At 40.5% G+C, this 18,252-nt stretch carries 20 protein-coding genes and 1 pseudogene; 12 read left to right on the forward strand and 9 right to left on the reverse strand.

The features are described from left to right. On the reverse strand, nt 1-763 hold a 763-nt coding region (locus tag O9300_RS04620; protein ID WP_287970328.1), incomplete at its 3' end, for an ISAs1 family transposase. Between the two features lie 265 nt (nt 764-1,028). After that, a complete protein-coding gene (locus tag O9300_RS04625) occupies nt 1,029-1,457 on the reverse strand; it encodes a DUF29 family protein (protein ID WP_287970330.1) in 429 nt (142 codons plus the stop codon). A gap of 303 nt (nt 1,458-1,760) precedes the next feature. Between O9300_RS04625 and O9300_RS04630 the strand changes: the two genes are divergently transcribed. Both O9300_RS04630 and O9300_RS04635 read left to right on the forward strand, forming a co-directional pair. Then, the gene (locus tag O9300_RS04630; RefSeq protein ID WP_079210168.1) at nt 1,761-2,018 is read left to right on the forward strand and encodes a type II toxin-antitoxin system HicA family toxin; all 258 of its coding nucleotides are present in this window, start codon (nt 1,761-1,763) and stop codon (nt 2,016-2,018) included. Beyond that, nucleotides 1,993-2,214, forward strand: a complete 222-nt coding sequence (locus O9300_RS04635) for a type II toxin-antitoxin system HicB family antitoxin (protein WP_002738523.1) — start codon at nt 1,993-1,995, stop codon at nt 2,212-2,214. Before O9300_RS04630 ends, O9300_RS04635 begins: the two co-directional genes overlap by 26 nt. Nucleotides 2,215-2,291: 77 nt before the next feature. Here O9300_RS04635 and O9300_RS04640 read toward each other — a convergent pair whose 3' ends face one another. The 5 genes from O9300_RS04640 to O9300_RS04660 all read right to left on the reverse strand — a co-directional run bounded on the left by O9300_RS04640 (nt 2,292) and on the right by O9300_RS04660 (nt 7,231). Beyond that, a complete protein-coding gene (locus O9300_RS04640; RefSeq protein WP_287970333.1) occupies nt 2,292-3,668 on the reverse strand; it encodes an MlaD family protein in 1,377 nt (458 codons plus the stop codon). 128 nt (nt 3,669-3,796) lie between these two features. Next, the gene (locus O9300_RS04645; protein ID WP_002776950.1) at nt 3,797-4,576 is read right to left on the reverse strand and encodes an ABC transporter ATP-binding protein; all 780 of its coding nucleotides are present in this window, start codon (nt 4,574-4,576) and stop codon (nt 3,797-3,799) included. Between the two features lie 27 nt (nt 4,577-4,603). Further along, the gene (locus O9300_RS04650; RefSeq protein ID WP_287970335.1) at nt 4,604-5,236 is read right to left on the reverse strand and encodes a 2OG-Fe(II) oxygenase; all 633 of its coding nucleotides are present in this window, start codon (nt 5,234-5,236) and stop codon (nt 4,604-4,606) included. Between the two features lie 97 nt (nt 5,237-5,333). Next, nucleotides 5,334-6,110, reverse strand: a complete 777-nt coding sequence (locus O9300_RS04655) for a DUF3226 domain-containing protein (protein WP_287970336.1) — start codon at nt 6,108-6,110, stop codon at nt 5,334-5,336. Nucleotides 6,111-6,112: 2 nt separating this feature from the next. Further along, nucleotides 6,113-7,231 (reverse strand): AAA family ATPase, encoded by a 1,119-nt coding sequence (locus O9300_RS04660; RefSeq protein WP_287970338.1) that lies wholly within the window; start codon nt 7,229-7,231, stop codon nt 6,113-6,115. Between the two features lie 204 nt (nt 7,232-7,435). On the opposite strand from O9300_RS04660, the gene pheT reads away from it, so the two are divergent. From pheT to O9300_RS04675, 3 genes are all read left to right on the forward strand, one after another. Further along, nucleotides 7,436-9,871 carry a phenylalanine--tRNA ligase subunit beta gene (gene pheT, locus O9300_RS04665; protein WP_287970340.1) on the forward strand — a complete coding sequence of 812 codons (2,436 nt, stop codon included), beginning with the start codon at nt 7,436-7,438 and terminating at the stop codon, nt 9,869-9,871. A gap of 368 nt (nt 9,872-10,239) precedes the next feature. Beyond that, complete coding sequence (locus tag O9300_RS04670; RefSeq protein WP_002763716.1) at nt 10,240-10,581, forward strand: type II toxin-antitoxin system RelE/ParE family toxin; 342 nt, start codon at nt 10,240-10,242, stop codon at nt 10,579-10,581. Nucleotides 10,582-10,585: 4 nt separating this feature from the next. Further along, nucleotides 10,586-10,927: a helix-turn-helix domain-containing protein gene (locus tag O9300_RS04675; protein WP_002763718.1), complete on the forward strand. Its 342-nt coding sequence runs from the start codon at nt 10,586-10,588 to the stop codon at nt 10,925-10,927. A gap of 11 nt (nt 10,928-10,938) precedes the next feature. Here O9300_RS04675 and O9300_RS04680 read toward each other — a convergent pair whose 3' ends face one another. Next, nucleotides 10,939-11,091 (reverse strand): type II toxin-antitoxin system VapC family toxin, encoded by a 153-nt coding sequence (locus tag O9300_RS04680; protein WP_002768178.1) that lies wholly within the window; start codon nt 11,089-11,091, stop codon nt 10,939-10,941. A gap of 206 nt (nt 11,092-11,297) precedes the next feature. On the opposite strand from O9300_RS04680, the pseudogene O9300_RS19625 reads away from it, so the two are divergent. The 7 genes and pseudogenes from O9300_RS19625 (at nt 11,298) to O9300_RS04710 (ending at nt 15,046) form a co-directional block, all read left to right on the forward strand. Then, a pseudogene (locus O9300_RS19625) lies at nt 11,298-11,514 on the forward strand (hypothetical protein). A gap of 43 nt (nt 11,515-11,557) precedes the next feature. Then, nucleotides 11,558-11,797: a hypothetical protein gene (locus tag O9300_RS04685; protein ID WP_158200220.1), complete on the forward strand. Its 240-nt coding sequence runs from the start codon at nt 11,558-11,560 to the stop codon at nt 11,795-11,797. Nucleotides 11,798-11,884: 87 nt separating this feature from the next. Beyond that, a complete protein-coding gene (locus O9300_RS04690) occupies nt 11,885-13,027 on the forward strand; it encodes an AAA family ATPase (protein WP_158200219.1) in 1,143 nt (380 codons plus the stop codon). Then, nucleotides 13,028-13,600 carry a hypothetical protein gene (locus O9300_RS04695; protein ID WP_287970344.1) on the forward strand — a complete coding sequence of 191 codons (573 nt, stop codon included), beginning with the start codon at nt 13,028-13,030 and terminating at the stop codon, nt 13,598-13,600. A gap of 284 nt (nt 13,601-13,884) precedes the next feature. Then, nucleotides 13,885-14,139 (forward strand): 2-oxoisovalerate dehydrogenase, encoded by a 255-nt coding sequence (locus O9300_RS04700; RefSeq protein ID WP_147072160.1) that lies wholly within the window; start codon nt 13,885-13,887, stop codon nt 14,137-14,139. A gap of 411 nt (nt 14,140-14,550) precedes the next feature. Then, nucleotides 14,551-14,814: a type II toxin-antitoxin system HicB family antitoxin gene (locus tag O9300_RS04705; RefSeq protein ID WP_002776938.1), complete on the forward strand. Its 264-nt coding sequence runs from the start codon at nt 14,551-14,553 to the stop codon at nt 14,812-14,814. Continuing rightward, nucleotides 14,807-15,046 (forward strand): type II toxin-antitoxin system HicA family toxin, encoded by a 240-nt coding sequence (locus O9300_RS04710; RefSeq protein ID WP_002798208.1) that lies wholly within the window; start codon nt 14,807-14,809, stop codon nt 15,044-15,046. The genes O9300_RS04705 and O9300_RS04710 overlap by 8 nt, the downstream gene beginning before the upstream one ends. 506 nt (nt 15,047-15,552) lie before the next feature. Here the strand turns inward: O9300_RS04710 and O9300_RS04715 are convergent. After that, nucleotides 15,553-17,973, reverse strand: coding sequence for a phosphoketolase family protein (locus tag O9300_RS04715; protein WP_287970347.1), 2,421 nt, complete (start codon nt 17,971-17,973; stop codon nt 15,553-15,555). Nucleotides 17,974-18,252: the final 279 nt, after the last annotated feature.

Here is an 18,252-nt window from a genome sequence, read left to right on the forward strand (position 1 = left end):
GGTAATCATAACTAAATTGAATACCATCAAATTGATGTGCTTGAGCTTGCTCAAACCAGTTTTTGACCTGAGTATAAAGAGTCGGATGATTAGCTTTAAGGGCGACAACGTAGTCAGCTTTTTTGGCTTGAATATGATTAATAATCGCCGTTTGAGTTCCCATAGCATCTAGGGTGATAATTGCCCCTTGAAGGTCTAACAGTTCTAGTAAAGCGGGAATAGCAGTAATCTCATTGGATTTATCTTCCACCTTGACTTGTCCTAAAACTAATTTCTGCTCCCCCGCCCAAGCCGTCACTAAATGCAAGGCTTTAATTCCTTGATTACGGTCGTAAGAACCTCTGAGACTTTTCCCGTCTATGGGAACTATTTCCCCCGAAAGAGAACCGATTAAATGGGGTAGCCATTGAGACAAAACTTTGGCCAAAGCTTCCCGGTTAATCCGTTCAAAAACCCGCCGAAAAGTATCATCAGAAGGAATGCCATTAGGTAATTCTAAAAACTCAGATAACCAAGACTGCTTACTGAGTCCATAATTTTCCCTGTCTTCCCAACCTTCGGCTCCTGCTATAACGGCTAAAATAGCAATGGCTAAAATATCGGTTAATAAATGTTTTTGGGTTCGGGACACTCTTGGGTCAGGAATATCTTGAAGATAAGTCAATAAACTAGCTTGAATTTCATTGATTGATGTTAAAGGAAGCTCAGGTTTTAGTTGAGCTTTATTTCCGGTGGGGAGAACGGGAGCAAAACCTTTACCCATGAGCTATTTCCTCATTAATTTTCATCAACAACAGTGAGACTAAGGCTAATTATAAATTATACAGAGGTAGCAGCGGCTAAGTCTGGGTACTGGCAGTGCGGGACGGTGCTATGGCGATTTGATTACCCTATTCAGAAATCTTTGTCAAGTACAATTTATACCAAATTAGATGAGCTTACCCTGGTATTTTATCCATGACTACAATGCACAGCTGGCAAAGGATTAAGCCGCCATCACTACTACCGAATCACCACCAACTCTTGGACTATTTTATCCTATTTTGTCTATACTTATGCAAGAGATCTATTTTATTTTTGTCAATTATAGCTTCTATTTGCTCCGATTGATACCGACCTGCTTCGACTTCTAAAGAAGCGGCATCCAAAGCATTAAGATAAGCATCGTTTAAAGTGTCTGTTAATTCCTCATCACTTAAATAATATCCTGCTGCTTTTCGGCGTTTATTGTGGCGTTGAATTTCTCTAACACTATTGCGAATGGAGACATCCCAAGAACGAGTGGTTCGGTTTTCTGCCTGTTGTTTAATTAAATGAAGTAATAAGATAACAGCATAACTACGAATGGTGCTAATAATCCCATTTTTGCTCATATCTTCAAGGTCTTCTACAATCGCCAGTGAACCTTTAATATCACCTTTTAAGAGTAAAGCCTTTAATTCTAAAAGTTCTTCCATAATCCAATTTCTTCCCCAAAATATACCTTAATTATATCTTGCCACAAGTCTCTCTATCCCAAAGCTCATTTAAGGCCATCTTGAGGAAAAAATTAATCATTTTTTCATTTATTTTAAGCTTTTCTGTGCTAGGCTATGGTTGTTTATCTAAAAATGGAGTTTTTAGTCATGACTCAAAAATTAGCAAAATTAAGCGATTTTCGGCGATTGTATGGGCGAATTGCATTCTATCTCTAATGTATAAATGCGATCTCCTTCTTTTAACTTTAAGCTAAAATAGATTGAGTTCGTTGTGATCGATCGATGGGAAAAAAAGAAAGACTGCTAGAAAAGGCCAAAAACTCACCTCAAGGATTACGTTTTAGCGAATTTGAGAGTTTGCTTAATCTTTGCGGTTGGACTTTTGACCATCAAACAGGAAGTCATCACATTTGGTATTCATCCAAGAGAGTCCGTCTATCTATTCAACCGACAAAAAACGGTGAAGCGAAAGCTTATCAAGTTAAACAATTTTTAAAAATACAGGGGGAAGAAAATGAATCCAACAACCGACGATTTTAACGGTTTTAGCATTAATATCTTCCAAGATGAGGAGGGAGATTGGATAGCATACTTAGTAGAAATGCCTAGCGTTTCCGCTTTTGCTGATCGCCCTCAAACAGCACTCAATCAATTAATTTTAGCTTGGGAAGGCGTTAAAGAAAGTTATCGTCAACATGGTGAAGAAATTCCTCATTTAGCTATGACAAAAAATTAGGCACACTAGCAGGGTCTTGAAACAATTTAGTACAAATGCTCGGACTTTTTTTTCCCAACCCCTAACCCCAAATTCTGCTACTCAGATTCAGGTTTTTTAGCGTCTTTTTCTGGGGTATTAGGGGCAGGATTTGGGGCTATTGTCGCAATTTGGGCGGCCATTCTTGTCATTGCTTGACCTTGGGCGAATTCCTGCTGTAGTTGTTCGCTAGAAGAAACCAAACGACTTAAACCTTGAATTAAGCGGATAATTTCCTGTCGCAGTTGCGGATTACCGGTAATTTCATCCACATCCGAGGTGATTTTCTGAAGATTGGCAAAAGCGGCGCGAGAGGAGTCGAGGAGTTGCTGTAGGGTGACAACAGTGGCAGGATCGGAGAGATAAGCGGTAAAGTTGCCCAAATTTTCGCTTAATTTAACAGCATTTGCCGAAATAGTATTTAAATTCTCAATAATTTGGCTTTTCTGCACTTCCGTGAGGATCGGATCCAAAGCAGCGAGGGTAGTTTGTAGGCGATCGCTGGTAGTTTTGATACTATCGAGAGTGGCAATTAAACGATTTTGATTAGCTGCCAAAAAAACCCGCAGTTCTTCCGTAGTTTCTCCCACCAAAAGCAGCGTTTTTCGGGCCTCCACTAGGGTAGCGTCTAAATTTCTCAGGCCGCCACTTCCCTGTAAACTTCTCAGTAAAGTAGTCGCTTCCTGACTCAATCCCCCGACACCGGAAAGATCACTAGAAAGGCGATCGAGGGAACCGGATACTTGCGGTAAAGATTCTAGGGATCTCATACCCGAATTAACTTTACCTAGAGTACCGCTGCGACGAACCTCGCTTAAAGCGGTGGTTGCCTCACCACTAAAGCGATCGAGTCCCCCCAAGGCATTAGCAGCGCGTTGGGTAAAAGAACGAAATCCGGCCACCATATCGGGATCGCTAACTAGATTAGAAATTCTCAGTAAAGATCTGATCAAGGTATTGACATTTAGCGCCGATTGCCCTTGTAAACGGGAACCGTTACAGATAATCACCTCCCCATTGCAGTTAGGACTCAAAGGGGGTTCTTTAACACCACCGACGGGTAAAGCTTGCAGGGGAGTAATATCGATCGTGGTTTCACCGACTAAACCGGATTGAATGGCTTCGATGAGGGAATTACTGGGAATTAGGCGATCTGCTGGCGAAATCTCCACTTCTACGGCGACTCCCTCTGGTTCTGGGGTAATTGCCGTCACTTGCCCGATTCTCACTCCCCGATAACCGACGCGGGTTCCCACCATCATGCCACCCACATTAGGAAAAAGGAAGCTGGCGCGATAACTGCGTCCCCCGAAGCTAAAATTACTTAACCAGGCGACAAACCAGATTAATATTCCCCCCGATGCCAGTAACATTAAACCGATACCACTTTGCCGCAGAGTTGGGGAAATCCCTCGTTGTGAACCGCCAGCTTCCATAAATAATTACTCCTCATCTCTACACAGTATCTTACAGGAGAAATCGGGGGATTTCAGCGATCAGTGATCAGTGATCAGATGCGAGTTATCAGTTCACTGATTACTGTTTACTGTTTACTGTTTACTGATCACTGAATTGGTCCGTCGATACTGCCGGTAAAAAATTGCTTGAGTACGGGGATTTCGGAGTGATAAGCCTCTTGAGTCGGTCCAACCCATTGAAATTGACCTTTATAGAGAAAAACGATGCGATCAGTGGTATTTTCGATGGTGCTGTGGACGTGGGTGACAATGAGATGGGCCCCACAGGCTTTTTTTACTTTGAGAAGTTCCATAATTACCGTCTGGATGCGGGTAGAAGCGACGGGATCGAGTCCGGCAGTGGGTTCATCGTAAAGGAGAATGTTCGGTCGATCGGCGGCGATCGAGGGATCGCTGATAATTGCTCTGGCTAAACTGACGCGTTTTCGCATCCCTCCGGATATTTCAGAGGGATAGAGGTCGTAGGAACCGGACATTCCCACCAAATCCAGTTTTTCTTCCACTAAATCGCGGATTTCGGCTCGTTTTAGCTTTGAGTGGCGATAGAGAGCAAAACCGACATTTTCCCCGACGGTGAGGGAGTCAAAAAGGGCCGATTGTTGGAAAACTAGACCAACACCGAGGGGATCTTCCCCCTGTTCTACGGTTCTCTGCCGTTTTGTACCGTAGATGTACACTTCTCCCCGATCGGGGGCAAGTAATCCGGCGACTAAGCGTAAAATGGTCGATTTTCCCGTCCCGGACGGACCGATCACGCCGATCGCTTCCCCTTCGTACACTTTCAGATCGACGTTATTTAAGATTACTTTCTTGCCGAAAGCTTTGGTTACTCCCCTTAATTCGACGATCGGTTCGCGCATCACCATCTAGAATATCTTTACAAAAATGCCCTTTTATTGTAGGGCAACGACCCGATCTTTCTTTTTTTTCTTTTCTGGTTTTATGGTTCGCGATTCTATCTGCATTTCGGGAATCTCTCGCAATTCTTCGGCATCTAAACGATATTGTTCGCAGACAAGACTCAGACGAATACCAGAACAACTAACGGGATTAACTGAATGGGTAAGATCTCCTTGAAAGAGGATCAAGGTGTTAGCACAAGGACGAATCTGGGCCACGGAACGATTGCCTGTTGCTAGTACCAGTTCCCCCCCTTGAATATCTTTAGGAACCTGCACATAAAGGACGCTAACTAGAAGCGGGGGATCGATAGTTTTACAATAGGAGCGCAGGGAGCGATCGATATGGGGATCTACCCGTGAACCGGTTTGTAGGAGTAAGGGGTTAAGATAAAAAGCGTTGCAGTCAGCTTGTAAACTGCGATCGAGATAGGGTTTAAAATAGGGAAACATTCGTTCGACATCGCTGATTTGTGTGCGTCGAAAAGCGATAGAAAAGCCTTTGGTTTTAACGAAATCTCGATTTAAATTGTTAACTGTGAAGTGGGGACAAGCGAGAATCTGTCCTTGTAGTTCGCTCAGATAACTGGGAGTGAAAGCGTCGGGATATTGGGAATAGTAAGGCACGGATAGAATCGCAACGGGATGGCAATCTTTAGGATAGCTTGTTTTTAGTGGAGATGGGGATAATTTCGATAGCAGCTATTCAATTATCTTTTTTTTCTCAAAGTCCGATAATTTGCTCAAGGAAATTTTTAATAAGTTTGATGCTCTCTAATTCTAGGATTTTCTCATCTAGCCAGCGATTATCTTGTAGGGAAACTTGTAGGGCTTTACCCGGTCTTAATATACTACTAATACTGGATATAATTGCTTTCTTTTCACCTGCTGGTTTTTTAAAATCTTCGAGATCATTTTTAGTTAACTGATTCCTGTCAATACTTTCTATGTAGGTTTGAGAAAGATTGAGTAAATCAGGATAATTTATCTTAGCACATTCGAGGAGAATATCTTCTAAAGTTCCTTGCTCACGATTGTTAGGAGCGATGAAAATACCACAGCGAGGCGAATGATTGTTAACTTGACCAATTTGAGAAGGTGGTAGCAAATTTGGTAAGTCAATATCCGATAACTTAGTAATTAGTTTATTGAACCTTTCTTGAGGTGTTTCCCTGTAATCAGCATCAGCAAAAATCCCCACACTAAAAAGCTGTGAAGGTTGAATAAACTTGAGACTTTCTTCGATGGTTTGCGCTATGCGTGTATCGCCAATAGCACTATGTAAAGCGATTGATAATTGCTCATTTTGAACAAAAGATGGTACTGGTACTCGTTTGGTTAAATCATCATCTACTGGATAACCTTTCGGGATAAGTGTTTCCCAAAATTTATCCAATGAAGATAAATGAATAACTCGCTTTAAGCCATAAAATTTAAGTAAACCAATTAGGAATTCGACATCCTGCGGACCTTCGACAACAATATAGCAGTATCTCACCATCTTTACCTCACATCTAACCCACGTTCCCAACGCAATCTATGCAATAAATCGCCCGAAAATCTTTGAGGTTTTTCCCTTGGAGAATTTAACCGAAAAGCTACCACTTTTTCTATGGACTTTTCTGACTGTAGCATGGCATCAACTGCTTCTAAACTATGGGTAGTTACAAAAAGTTGAATTCTTCTTTGATTACAGGTGTTAATTAACCAAGAAAATACACGACTTAAGGCAGAAATATGAATAGATGTCTCGATTTCATCAATCAGAAGTACCCCATCGGTAATTGTCAACAAACTAAGCACCATAACTAAGGTTCTTTTAAATCCGTCACCAAACACATAGAGAGGAGCAAAACCAAGCTGTTTATGTTCTATATAAAGAGTTAGTCTATTGTTGGGTGAAAGTATTTGTAGGTCGGTGATTTCCTCATCAAATAACCGAATTAAATCTAGGATGTCATCTTTGTTATTTTCTTCCTTTAGGATGATTTGTGAGAGTCTATCTAGAATTGGTTCCGAGGACAAATAAGCAGGAAATATGGTGGCATTCTTCACCAGTATTTTTTGTCGTTTCCTTTGAATAAAACGCTCTTTTTCCCAAAACTGAAATACTTGTTCCTTATCTATCCCAAACAGACTGCCTTGCTCTAAAATATGGGCGGTAACACTTAATTCTAACCCATTGATAACCAGATCGGTTTCCGAATTGGTGGAATCATCATTGAACTTTTCTGGGTTGTCTTTTTCGTTGCTCGCACCGTAAATATCGGTGAGATTAGCCGCTAGATTTTTAATCGGTGAATTTCCAGTACACTTGATCGAAATTTGTCCTTGATAGGATGCGTTACTAGCAAGATTATTCTGACGAAAGAAAACCCATTTAATTGCTTCCAAATCCGGTCGCATTAAAGATGTTCTGCCTAGATATAATCGACGTTGAGCCACTTCTAGCCACTGAAAGGGATCGAGGGGATTACAAACAATTGAAACAGCTTCGAGAATGCTAGTTTTGCCAGAATTATTATTACCGACAAAAATGTTCACCTGTCCTAGAGAAGAAAGTTCTATTTGTTCAAAACCACGATAACCACTGATTTGTAAACTTTCAAAAAGCCGATTCATTTTTACTGGCTCCTACAATATTGCCGATAACAACTGAAATAGCTAGGATCAAAGATAAAATTTGCAATTTTTACGATAAAACCCTTGTATCATAACTCATTTGTGGCTCTTTTTTTGACTAGCAATCATTTTCCTGTCAACCCAGTCGCGGTGACAACCCACCGTTTACAATAGTTAAGAACCAACGGCAAGCAAGAATTAACGATGCGGATTTCGATCAACTGGTTACGAGAATTAGTCAAAATTGCCCAATCTCCCCAAGAATTAGCCGAATTATTGACAATTGCGGGAATAGAAGTGGAAGAGATCGAGGATCGCCGAGAATGGGCAAAGGGTGTGGTTATTGGTAAAATTATCGATCGCCAACCCCATCCCAATGCAGATAAACTAAGTGTCTGTCAGGTGGATATCGGTCAGGAAAACCCTAGTACAATTGTCTGTGGTGCGCCCAATGCTAGGGCTGATATTCTAGTTCCCGTGGCTACTTTGGGAACTTATTTAGCCAAAATCAATTTAACGATTAAACCGGCTAAATTGCGCGGGGTAAAATCGGAAGGGATGATCTGTTCCCTCGCAGAATTAGGATTAACTAAGGATTCTGAAGGAATCCACATTTTTAGCCAGGAAAATCTCCCTTTAGGTACAGATGTTCGTCCCCTTTTAGGACTCGATGAGGTGATTTTAGATATTTCTCCCACCGCTAACCGCGCCGATGCTTTGAGTATGATCGGAGTCGCGCGAGAAGTGGCGGCTTTGACAGGAGGAGAATTAAGCCTACCAAAAGTGAAATTAGGGGAATTTTCCCATAAAAAAGATTTAACGCTGGAAATATCAGAAAATAAAGCCTGTCCTGCTTATATTGGTACGGTGATCGAGGGGGTAAAAATTGGCCCATCTCCGCTATGGTTGCAACAGCGTTTACAGGCTGCCGGATTGCGATCGATCAATAATGTGGTCGATATTACTAATTATGTACTTTTGGAGTGGGGACAACCCTTACACGCTTTCGATCGCGATCGTTTACAAAGTTTTGCCGGAGGTAAATCCGTTACTATTGGGGTCCGTTTTGCCGAGGAAGGGGAAAAAATCATTACCCTTGATGGTCAGGAAAGAAGCTTAAAAGAGCTTAATTTATTAATTACTGCCAATAATCAGCCTGTAGCTTTAGCGGGGGTGATGGGAGGTCAAGATACAGAAGTTAACGAGGAAACCGTTAATCTTGTGCTAGAGTCGGCTTTATTCGATCCGATCGCCATCCGTCGTTCCTCAAAAGCGCAGGGTTTACGCAGCGAATCTTCCGGACGCTATGAACGCGGTGTTAATCCCGCCGCTTTGGAATATGCTTGTCAAAGGGCGATCGATTTGATTCTAGAGTTAGCTGGGGGAACTGTCAGCAGTCAGGTTAAAGCTGATTATCGTGCTGATCAGTCCAGTCGTTCGATCGAATTGCGTTTACAACGTTTGCAGCAGCTACTGGGTCAAGTTACCCTAGATAATGGTGCGATCGGTGAAATTCTCGCCGAAGATGTGGAACGGATTTTAGGCAATTTAGGCTGTGAATTGCAGTTAACCTCGAAAAATCCTGTTCTGTGGACTGTGACAGTGCCAGACTACCGTTATCGGGATTTAGAACGAGAAATTGACTTAATTGAAGAAGTGGCGCGACTGTACGGATATGATCGCTTTGTCGATACTTTGCCAGCAAAAACCGCAGCCGGAGGATTATCCTTTGAGGAAACTATACAGCGTCGGGTGCGGGAAGCTTTTCGAGCAGTCGGTTTGACGGAATTAGTCCAGTATTCCCTAGTTAAACCGGAATTAGCGGAAGTTGTCCTCGCTAATCCCCTTTTTGTCGAGTATTCTGCTTTGCGGACTAATCTCCTCGACGGTTTAATCGAAGCGTTTGAGTATAATCAGTCTCAGGGTAACGGGGCCTTAAATGGCTTCGAGATCGGGCGAGTTTTCCGCCTAGAATCGGATAATATCAACGAATACGATGCAATTGCTGGCATTTTTGGCGGTGATTTCTTCCCTGCTGGACGTTGGCTGCGATCGGGTAAAGAGGTGGCCATGACTTGGTATGAAGCAAAAGGGATTTTAGAAGCAGTATTTGATCGCCTTTCGCTGACAGTAAGCTACGAAAAAGATGCCGAAGATGCGCGTTTTCATCCCGGACGAACAGCATCTTTATGGATTGGCAAACAACGCTTAGGAATTTTTGGTCAACTACACCCGCAATTGCGTCAGCAAAAGGGATTAATTGAGGCAGTTTATGCCTTTGAAATCCAGTTCCCGCTCCTGTTAGCAACTCTTAGGGATAGTGCCAAAATTACCCCGCGTTTACAGGTCTATTCTACCTATCCGGGGGCTGCGCGAGATATCGCCTTCTTTGTTTCTACAGATATACCCGTAGATAGATTGACAAAAACTATCAAAAATGCTGGGGGAACTCTTTTAGAAAAAGTCGAATTATTCGATCGCTATCAGGGGCAGAATGTGCCAGAAAATCATTGTAGTTTGGCCTTTAGTTTAGTCTATCGTGCCAGCGATCGAACTTTAACCGATGAAGAGGTAGAACCCTTAATGACAAAAGTGCGAGAAGCTTTAGTTAAACAGTTCCAAGTTTCTTTAAGAAGTTAAATTCAGCGATCAATTATCAGTTATCAGACATCGGCCTTATAATTAGGTAGACGTTAAAAATTATCAGATGCCCCCCTTATTAAGGGAGATCCCCCCGCCTACCGGCACCCCCCTTATCAAGGGGGGCAGGGGGGATCGAACCTAAAATCCATTGTTAATTTAATTATAACCAGCCATTTATTATCTCAAGAATAATCTCACACATCGCTATCAATATCGCTGATTGCCTCTAATTGTTACCAATCAGTTTGAGAGTTGCTCAAAGTAGGTTCGCTGTTCATATTTTATCGCTCCGCCACCTTTGAATTGTTAGATAGTAGTGAGGCGATTGCCATATTTTAGTACATCAGATATGATATAAACACATCATGGCTGATCAAAGCAAACCTTTAGCTTGGCTGCATGGTGAGATCAAGACCCCACCTTTCAGTTTAGAAGCACGGATCGAAGCAGGTGTCTTACTCAGGCAACTACAGGAAGGCGAACCCCTTGGTTTGCCACATTCGCGTCCTATGCCAAGTGTAGGCTATCATTGTCATGAGCTACGCATTAGAGACATCGATAAAAATTGGAGGATTATTTATCGAATTGATGAAGATGCAATCTTGATTATTGAGGTGTTTAATAAGACAACAAGAGCAACACCCAAAAGTGTAATTGAGGTTTGTAAGAAACGCTTGAGTAAATACGATACTGATCAGCAGGAATAAGAGGATGGAAGAGACTAAAAAAGGGCTTTTGGAATCAAAAGGCTGGAAAATCGGAACCGTTTCCGACTTTTTAGAGTTAACGCCCGAAGAGATTATCCTTGTTGAAATCAAACTAGCTCTTAGCAAAAGTTTGAAAAGTCAGCGGCAGAAGATAATGACTCAAAGTGAACTGGCCAATAAAATCGGCTCTAGTCAACCTCGGATTGCCAAAGCTGAAAATGGCGATCCGTCGGTTTCACTGGAATTGCTTATCCCCTCGCTGTTGGCAACAGGTGCCACTCCTCAAGACATCGGACAAATCATTGCCAGTGTCAAAGGCGTTGCTGAATCAAGACCTGAATGCTAATTTTGTGCATTCTATCCACTAATGTTAGTTATTGTCGTTGATGCGATAAATCCCTGAATTTCCCCAGCATCAATACGCTCAAATAATCTTGCTGCGTTTTCCACAAATGGCTCTCGTTCTTGTAGAAAATCAAGAATGACATTGGTATCAATCAGAACTCGCATTATTGATACTTCTCGATCAGATAGGTTACATAATCGGTTGGGGCGTTAGTTTCCCCTGTAGCTGCCGAAATCTCAGAAACACCTCGCAAGCGCAACAGATTTCCCCGCTTTTGCAATTGAATTTATTAGACTATAGCTTAAGTTAGCAATTTATATGAATTACCTTTTACAGATAACCACGCAATAACGGCTCTTCGGTTTGTGTTATGCAATGGACGGGGATTATAAGGGATGGAACCCTTATTTGTATAGAAAGGCATTTAGCGATTTTTGTCAATTGTTTTTGATCTAGAGCGAACTAATCAATTAAGTCTTTTGCCAGATAAGGATTTAGTCAATTTATGCCCCCTGATCGAATCATACCAAGTAACGAAGAACCAAAAATTTAGGTCAGGGGAGTTGGTTGGGTTGGTTTTATGTTAAAATCGGGTCAGGTGTGTCTTAATTAATAAAACTTAACAAGACAATGAATACTTCGACCACTTTTCAAGAAATCGCCGCCGAAATTCAATTATTTGATAATTTTGAACAAAAAGAACAATTTATTTTTGTAGTGGGTGCTTTGGTTTCTCGTATCATCAGTCTTCATAAAGCCGCAGAAGTCATAGAAATGGCTCCAGAAATATTCTTGAAAATTTTAGAATTAATCGGAATCGATTTTTCTTATCTTATTAGGGAAGACATAGATAGAGAAAAAAATTGTTAATCTCTATGAAAATTGTTTTTAATTCTTCTCCTTTACTCTCTACCAGTAAAAAAAAGGCAGGAAACGAAAAATTATAAATAACTGAAAATGCTTCAAGAAATCCATCTTAAAAATGTTAGCCCTGCCTCAGAGATTGATCTAGACTGTGCCTCTCGACTTAATATATTAACAGGAGACAACGGCCTCGGTAAAACTTTTTTGCTGGATATTATTTGGTGGTGTATTAACAATAAACAAGGACAAAACCCTGTTAGTAGTTATCACAAAAGAAATCGAACAATAGAAATAGAACCTCATATTTCAGACAGAAACAATAGTTTAAATATTTATTGTCGTGTTGATGGTGGCTTTTCTATCTATGTACCCTACAAAGAAAAAGCTTTTAAACTTTCTTCAACAGAAGTTTGGTATGGTCGAAAAGTCAAAAATAAAATCATTTCCTATGGTTTGCTTGAAGATTGGATTAAGTGGCAAAATCAACCCAACCAATCAAATATTAAATTATTAGCTGAAATTATTCAAAAACTTTCTGCAAAAAATGAGCAGATAAAAATTGGTGAACCCACACGAATGTCTTTAGATGATATTCGAGGTATTCCAACGATAGAACTTCCTTATGAAACAATTCCTGTTACTGAAGCATCGGCGGGAATTCAACGGATTCTAAGCCTAGCTTATATGTTAGTTTGGATGCAGTCAGAAAATTTAATTACTGCTCAACTATTTGGAAGAAGTCCAGCCCGTCAACTGATTTTTTTAATGGATGAAACCGAAGCGCATTTACACCCTCGTTGGCAACGATCAATCCTACCCGCAATTTTGACTGTCTTAAAAGAATTAGAACTGATTATTGATATTCAACTCTTTATTACTACCCATTCTCCCCTGGTTTTGGCTTCAGTTGAACCCTTATTTGATCAAGAAAAAGATAAATTATTTCTATTTGAACTTAATGACAATCAAGTAACCTTAAATGAAATTACCTGGGCAAAACAAGGTGATGTGATTGGTTGGTTAACTTCAGAGGTTTTTGGACTTAAACAAGCCCGTTCTCAAGAAGCAGAACAAGCAATAGAAGCCGCCCAAGCTTGGATGAGAAAAGACGATATGAACCAATTTCCAGAAAACTTAAGAACCAAAGAAAAAATTCATCAACAATTACTTAAACTCTTACCGGGTCATGATCCCTTTTTCCCCCGTTGGATAGTGAGAATGGAGGCTGATGATTAAATGCAGAAATTTATTCCGATTCCTGAACCCACCGAGTTTGATCAAAAATGTCGTCAAAAAGGAAATACTTGGTTAGCCGAAAATCCTGCGGCAAAACGCCCCAGAGATTACTGGTCTCCTTTTAGGGCAGATTTAGCACAAGGATTTAATAACTTATGTGGCTATTCCGTTATGTATGACCCTACCGCCACTGTTGATCACTTTTTATCTTTTCATAATTACCGTCATTTAAGCTATGAATGGTCTAATTATCGCTATGTAGCAAATTGGATTAATAGTAGCAAAAAAAACCTAGATGATTGCCTACTTGATCCCTTTGAAGTTGAAGATAATTGGTTTGAAATTTTGTTACCATCGTTACAATTAGTGTTAACCGATAGCGTCCCTGATAATCAACGCCAAAAAGCTGAATTTACTCTGCAACGTCTAGGCTTAAATTACGATGAAAGAATACTACGCCAACGGGAAGAATGGTTTAGAATGTATGAACAAGGTGAAATCACCCTAGAGGGATTAGCAAGAAAAGCTCCTCTCATTGCCCGTGCTATTGAAAAGCAACAGGAAATCTCTTAAATCCTAGACAAACAGAAAAACATTAGTGCGATGCCGAAGGCACTGCGTAGCAGTACGCCGTTCTTGTCGGTTGGGTTGAGGCACGAAACCCAAGATGATCAACTATTAATTTATTTGGTTGGTGTTGGGTTGCACTTTGTTTAACTACATTTTGGCAATAAAGAGGCGATTAGGGTTGATAAACGGCGAACGCTAATCTTGTAAGCTTTAAAAAGTGCTATCTAAAAAACTAAACAAACTATAATTAAAATTACTGCAAAAATTTAGAGAGTAAAGAAGGAAATATGACAGAAATAGTTTTTTTAGTGGAAGATGCACCGGAAGGGGGATATACAGCAAGGGCATTAGGCGAGTCTATTTTTACCGAAGCCGATGATTTACAATCTTTACGAGAAATGGTAAAAGATGCCGTTAATTGTCATTATGATGATAGGGAAAATCGCCCTAAAATTATTCGTTTACATATTGTTAGAGTGATTAATTTTTACTTTTTTCAAATAATGCTTCGTCAATTAGAAAATCAAGTTTTCCAGCTATGAAATCTTCCTCAATTTGTTTTTCCCATTGTTGATCGTCTAACTTATTAATCCAATTTCTTAAATACAAAAATTCATCAGAAGTAAGGCTTTCAATTTCCGCTTGAGTTAATTATAACTTTGTCATCTTAGTATCTTTCCACAACAATAGTTCAAATTTGAGTTTTATATTATCTTTTTTATGTAAAAATGGGGATTTGTGATCGCATTTGGCAGAATATTGAAAGTGCGATCACTTTTTTATCCGGTGCATTAACAAAGTATAATGCGCCTTATTTATTGTCTATTGATGAAATGATCCAAAGACGTTAATTTAAAAGATTGAGGCAAGGCAGTTTGTTGGGTTGGTTTTGTGTTAAAATTAAGCTGGAGTAAATTCTAATCCCCGATTAAAATTTCAACGGAACAATCACCATGAACTTTTATACCGTTATTCTGAGAAAAAGTGCAAATTATTGGGTTTCATTATGTCTTGAAAATGGATTAGTTGGACAAGGAGAAACTCAGGAAAAAGCTATTGAGAAACTAAAAGAAGCGATTGAATCTTTTTGGGAGATTTATCATGATCAAGCCAATATCTATACCAGTCCTATTCCTATAGACGAACTTCATGAATTTTTAACTGTGGGAGATTCTGAAACTCCCGAAACTTACGAACTCAGAAAAGTTTATGCCTAAAAATATTCCTTCTCTTAAACCCAAAGCACTAATCAAAATTCTTGAAAAAGGAGGCTGTCAATTTTATCGAGAAGGAAAAGGTGATCATCGTTTATATTGTAGAGTATTGTATAATCAACGTCGAATCGTTCCTATTGATATAGGTGCAAAAGAAATGTCCCCTGCTTATGTTTTACGAATTTTTAGACAATTTGGTTTTACAGATGAAGAAATAGAACATTTATTAAAATAGATGATTGAATGCGTTTTTTCAAACGAAGAAATTATCTATTCTAGTACGCTTTATCTTAATTTTATTTCCAAAAGCTAAAATAAAGTGATAGCTACTTTTTTAAGGTACATTAACGCGATAGTAAAACCCTCGATTGCTTGTTATAAATTGATTTAATGATTAATTTTCACCCAGTCATCGTCGATAAATTAGCCTGCCTTAAAAACAGGTAAAGTGACTATCACCATTTTGCGTAATTTTTCGCTCTGGTAATGAACTTTTGATTATGAAATGATCCAAATTTGAGGAGAATTTGCCATCTCAATTGTTAAGATTTCGTAACTATTCTGATTGACTGGTATCACCTGAAATACCCATGCGGATCACAAAATTGTCCAATTGTCAACAGCTTTTGAGATGCTCTCACCCTGTAGAAAATCAAGAATATTTTATTTAGGTGGAATAGGAAGATGAAATTTATCGGTAAACTAATAAATTATCATCACCTAAACCACTTTCTAGCCTAATTAATAAGGCCATTTCCAGTTAGTAATCTCGTCCTTATCGATACCATTGGTAAAAGCATAATCGAGATTATCGATAATAGCATTTTTCATCCGTTCCTTCACATGACCGGCAGCAGAACCTAATTTCGGCACGCGATCAATGACATCGATTACTAAATGAAAACGATCAACTTGGTTACGAATCGCTAATTCTAGGGGAGTATTAATATTCCCTTCTTCTTTGTAACCGCGCACATGAATACGTTCTTGATTGCTGCGACGGTAGGTAAGTTTATGAATCAGCCAAGGATAACCGTGGAAATTAAAGATAATTGGCTTATCAGGGGTAAATAAACTATCAAAATCCCGTTCTGATAAACCGTGGGGGTGTTCACTTTCCGACTGTAATTTAAACAGATCAACCACGTTGATAAAGCGAACTTTTAAGTAAGGGAATTCTTCCCGCAGAATTGCCGTTGCTGCCAGGGATTCCTTAGTGATAATATCCCCACAGCAAGCCATAATTACATCCGGTTCATCGGGATTGATTCCGTCATCATCGTTACTTGCCCAATCCCAAATACCGATACCTTTGGTGCAGTGTTTAATTGCTTCTTCAATGGTCAAGTATTGCAGGTGTTTCTGTTTATCAGCAACGATAATATTAGTGTAATCCTTGCTCTTGAGACAGTGATTAGCCACACTTAATAAACAGTTACCATCGGGGGGAAGATAAACCCGCACCACGTCGGCACTTTTATTGGTTACTAAATCGATAAAACCGGGGTCTTGGTGACTAAAACCATTGTGATCCTGCCGCCAAACCACCGAGGATAATAACAGATTCCAAGAGGAAACAGAAGCACGCCAAGGTACATGATTTTTGCAGATATCGAGCCATTTAGCGTGTTGGTTGAACATGGAATCGATAACGTGGGCAAAAGCCTCGTAGGAGTGAAATAAACCGTGACGACCGGATAATAAATAACCCTCTAACCAACCGACTAAAGTATGTTCACTCAGTATCTCCATCACCCGACCATCGGGAGATAATTGGCTACCATCTAAATCCTCCGGATAGGTATCGGCTAACCAAGCTTTTTTAGTCACTTCATAGAGAGCCGCTAAACGATTAGAAGCAGTTTCATCGGGACCAAAAACGCGAAAATTAGTCATATTATTTCGCATTACATCCCGCAAAAATACCCCCATCACTCCCGTGTTTTCCGCTTCCACCTGGCCCGGGTGGGTGACATCTACGGCATATTGACGAAAATCGGGCATTTTTAGGTCTTTACGCAGCAATCCGCCGTTAGCGTGCGGGTTAGCACTCATGCGACGATGACCCCTAGGAGCGAGTTCTTTAAATTCTGGCTTAAATTTACCCGTGGTATAGTCAAATAATTCCTCCGGGTTATAGCTTTTCATCCACTCCTCTAATTTTCTCAAGTGTTCGGGGTTTTCCTGCATGGCACCCATGGGGACTTGGTGAGCGCGCCAGAATCCTTCTACTTTATGACCATCAACGTTTTTCGGACCCGTCCAACCCTTGGGGGACCGGAGGATAATCATCGGCCAGGGGTAACGTTTAGCAATACCCGTGCTGCGAGCTTCCTGTTGATAGGAGCGAATTTGATTGATACAGTGTTCTAGGGTAGCGGCCATTTTTTGATGGCAGTGCATGAGGTCTTCATCTTCCTTACATTCGACGATGTAGGGAGTGTAACCGTAACCGACAAAGAGACTTTCTAACTCGTGCGTCGAAATACGGGAGAGAATGGTGGGATTAGCGATTTTATAACCGTTTAAGTTTAAAATTGGCAGTACCGCACCATCGCGAATCGGGTTAAGGAATTTATTCGAGTGCCATGCGGTAGCAAGGGGACCGGTTTCAGCTTCCCCATCACCCACCACCACGGCCGTAATTAGGTCGGGATTGTCAAAAACAGAACCGTAGGCATGGGAAACACTATAACCCAGTTCGCCGCCCTCATGGATAGAACCGGGGGTTTCGGGGGTGACGTGACTGCCGATGTGACCGGGAAAAGAAAATTGTTTAAAGAATTTTTGTAATCCTTCCTCGTCTTCACTTTTATCGGGGTAAATTTCCGAATAGGTTCCTTCTAGATAAACCGGACCGAGTACCCCCGGCGCCCCATGGCCCGGACCGGCCATAAAAATCATATCGAGGTCGTATTTTTTGATTAAACGGTTGAGGTGAACGTAGGTAAAACTTAAGGCCGGACTCGCTCCCCAGTGACCGAGCAAACGATACTTAACGTGTTCGGGTTTAAGATGTTCTTTGAGCAGGGGATTATCGCGCAGATAAATCATACCTACAGCTAAATAGTTACAAGCGCGCCAATAGGCATGGGTTTTATAGAGTTCGTCTTGAGAAAGGGGATTTTGTTCTGTTAAGGGTCTTTCTGGTGCGGATACCATGAATATTTCTCCAATATCTATGAAGGATGAGATTAAGAGAGTTGATAGACAATTTCTCCAGATTATCGAGAGGGTTAACCCTCGGTCAGTTTTCAAACTGTAATCAAGAGTCTAACCTTTTGGGGCGCAAAAAACTATTAAAATAAGCTATATTTTGTCAATCCGGCCAGGAGAATTTATGTCAGTCGGGCGGGGTTTTTAAATGGCTTTTAAAGGCATATTAATATGTTCTTAACTTAGGTATCAATCATTCTCAGAAAGCTTTTAATGATTTTTTAA

The sequence above is a fragment of the Microcystis sp. LE19-195.1E genome (assembly GCF_027532095.1).
GTDB lineage: Bacteria > Cyanobacteriota > Cyanobacteriia > Cyanobacteriales > Microcystaceae > Microcystis > Microcystis aeruginosa.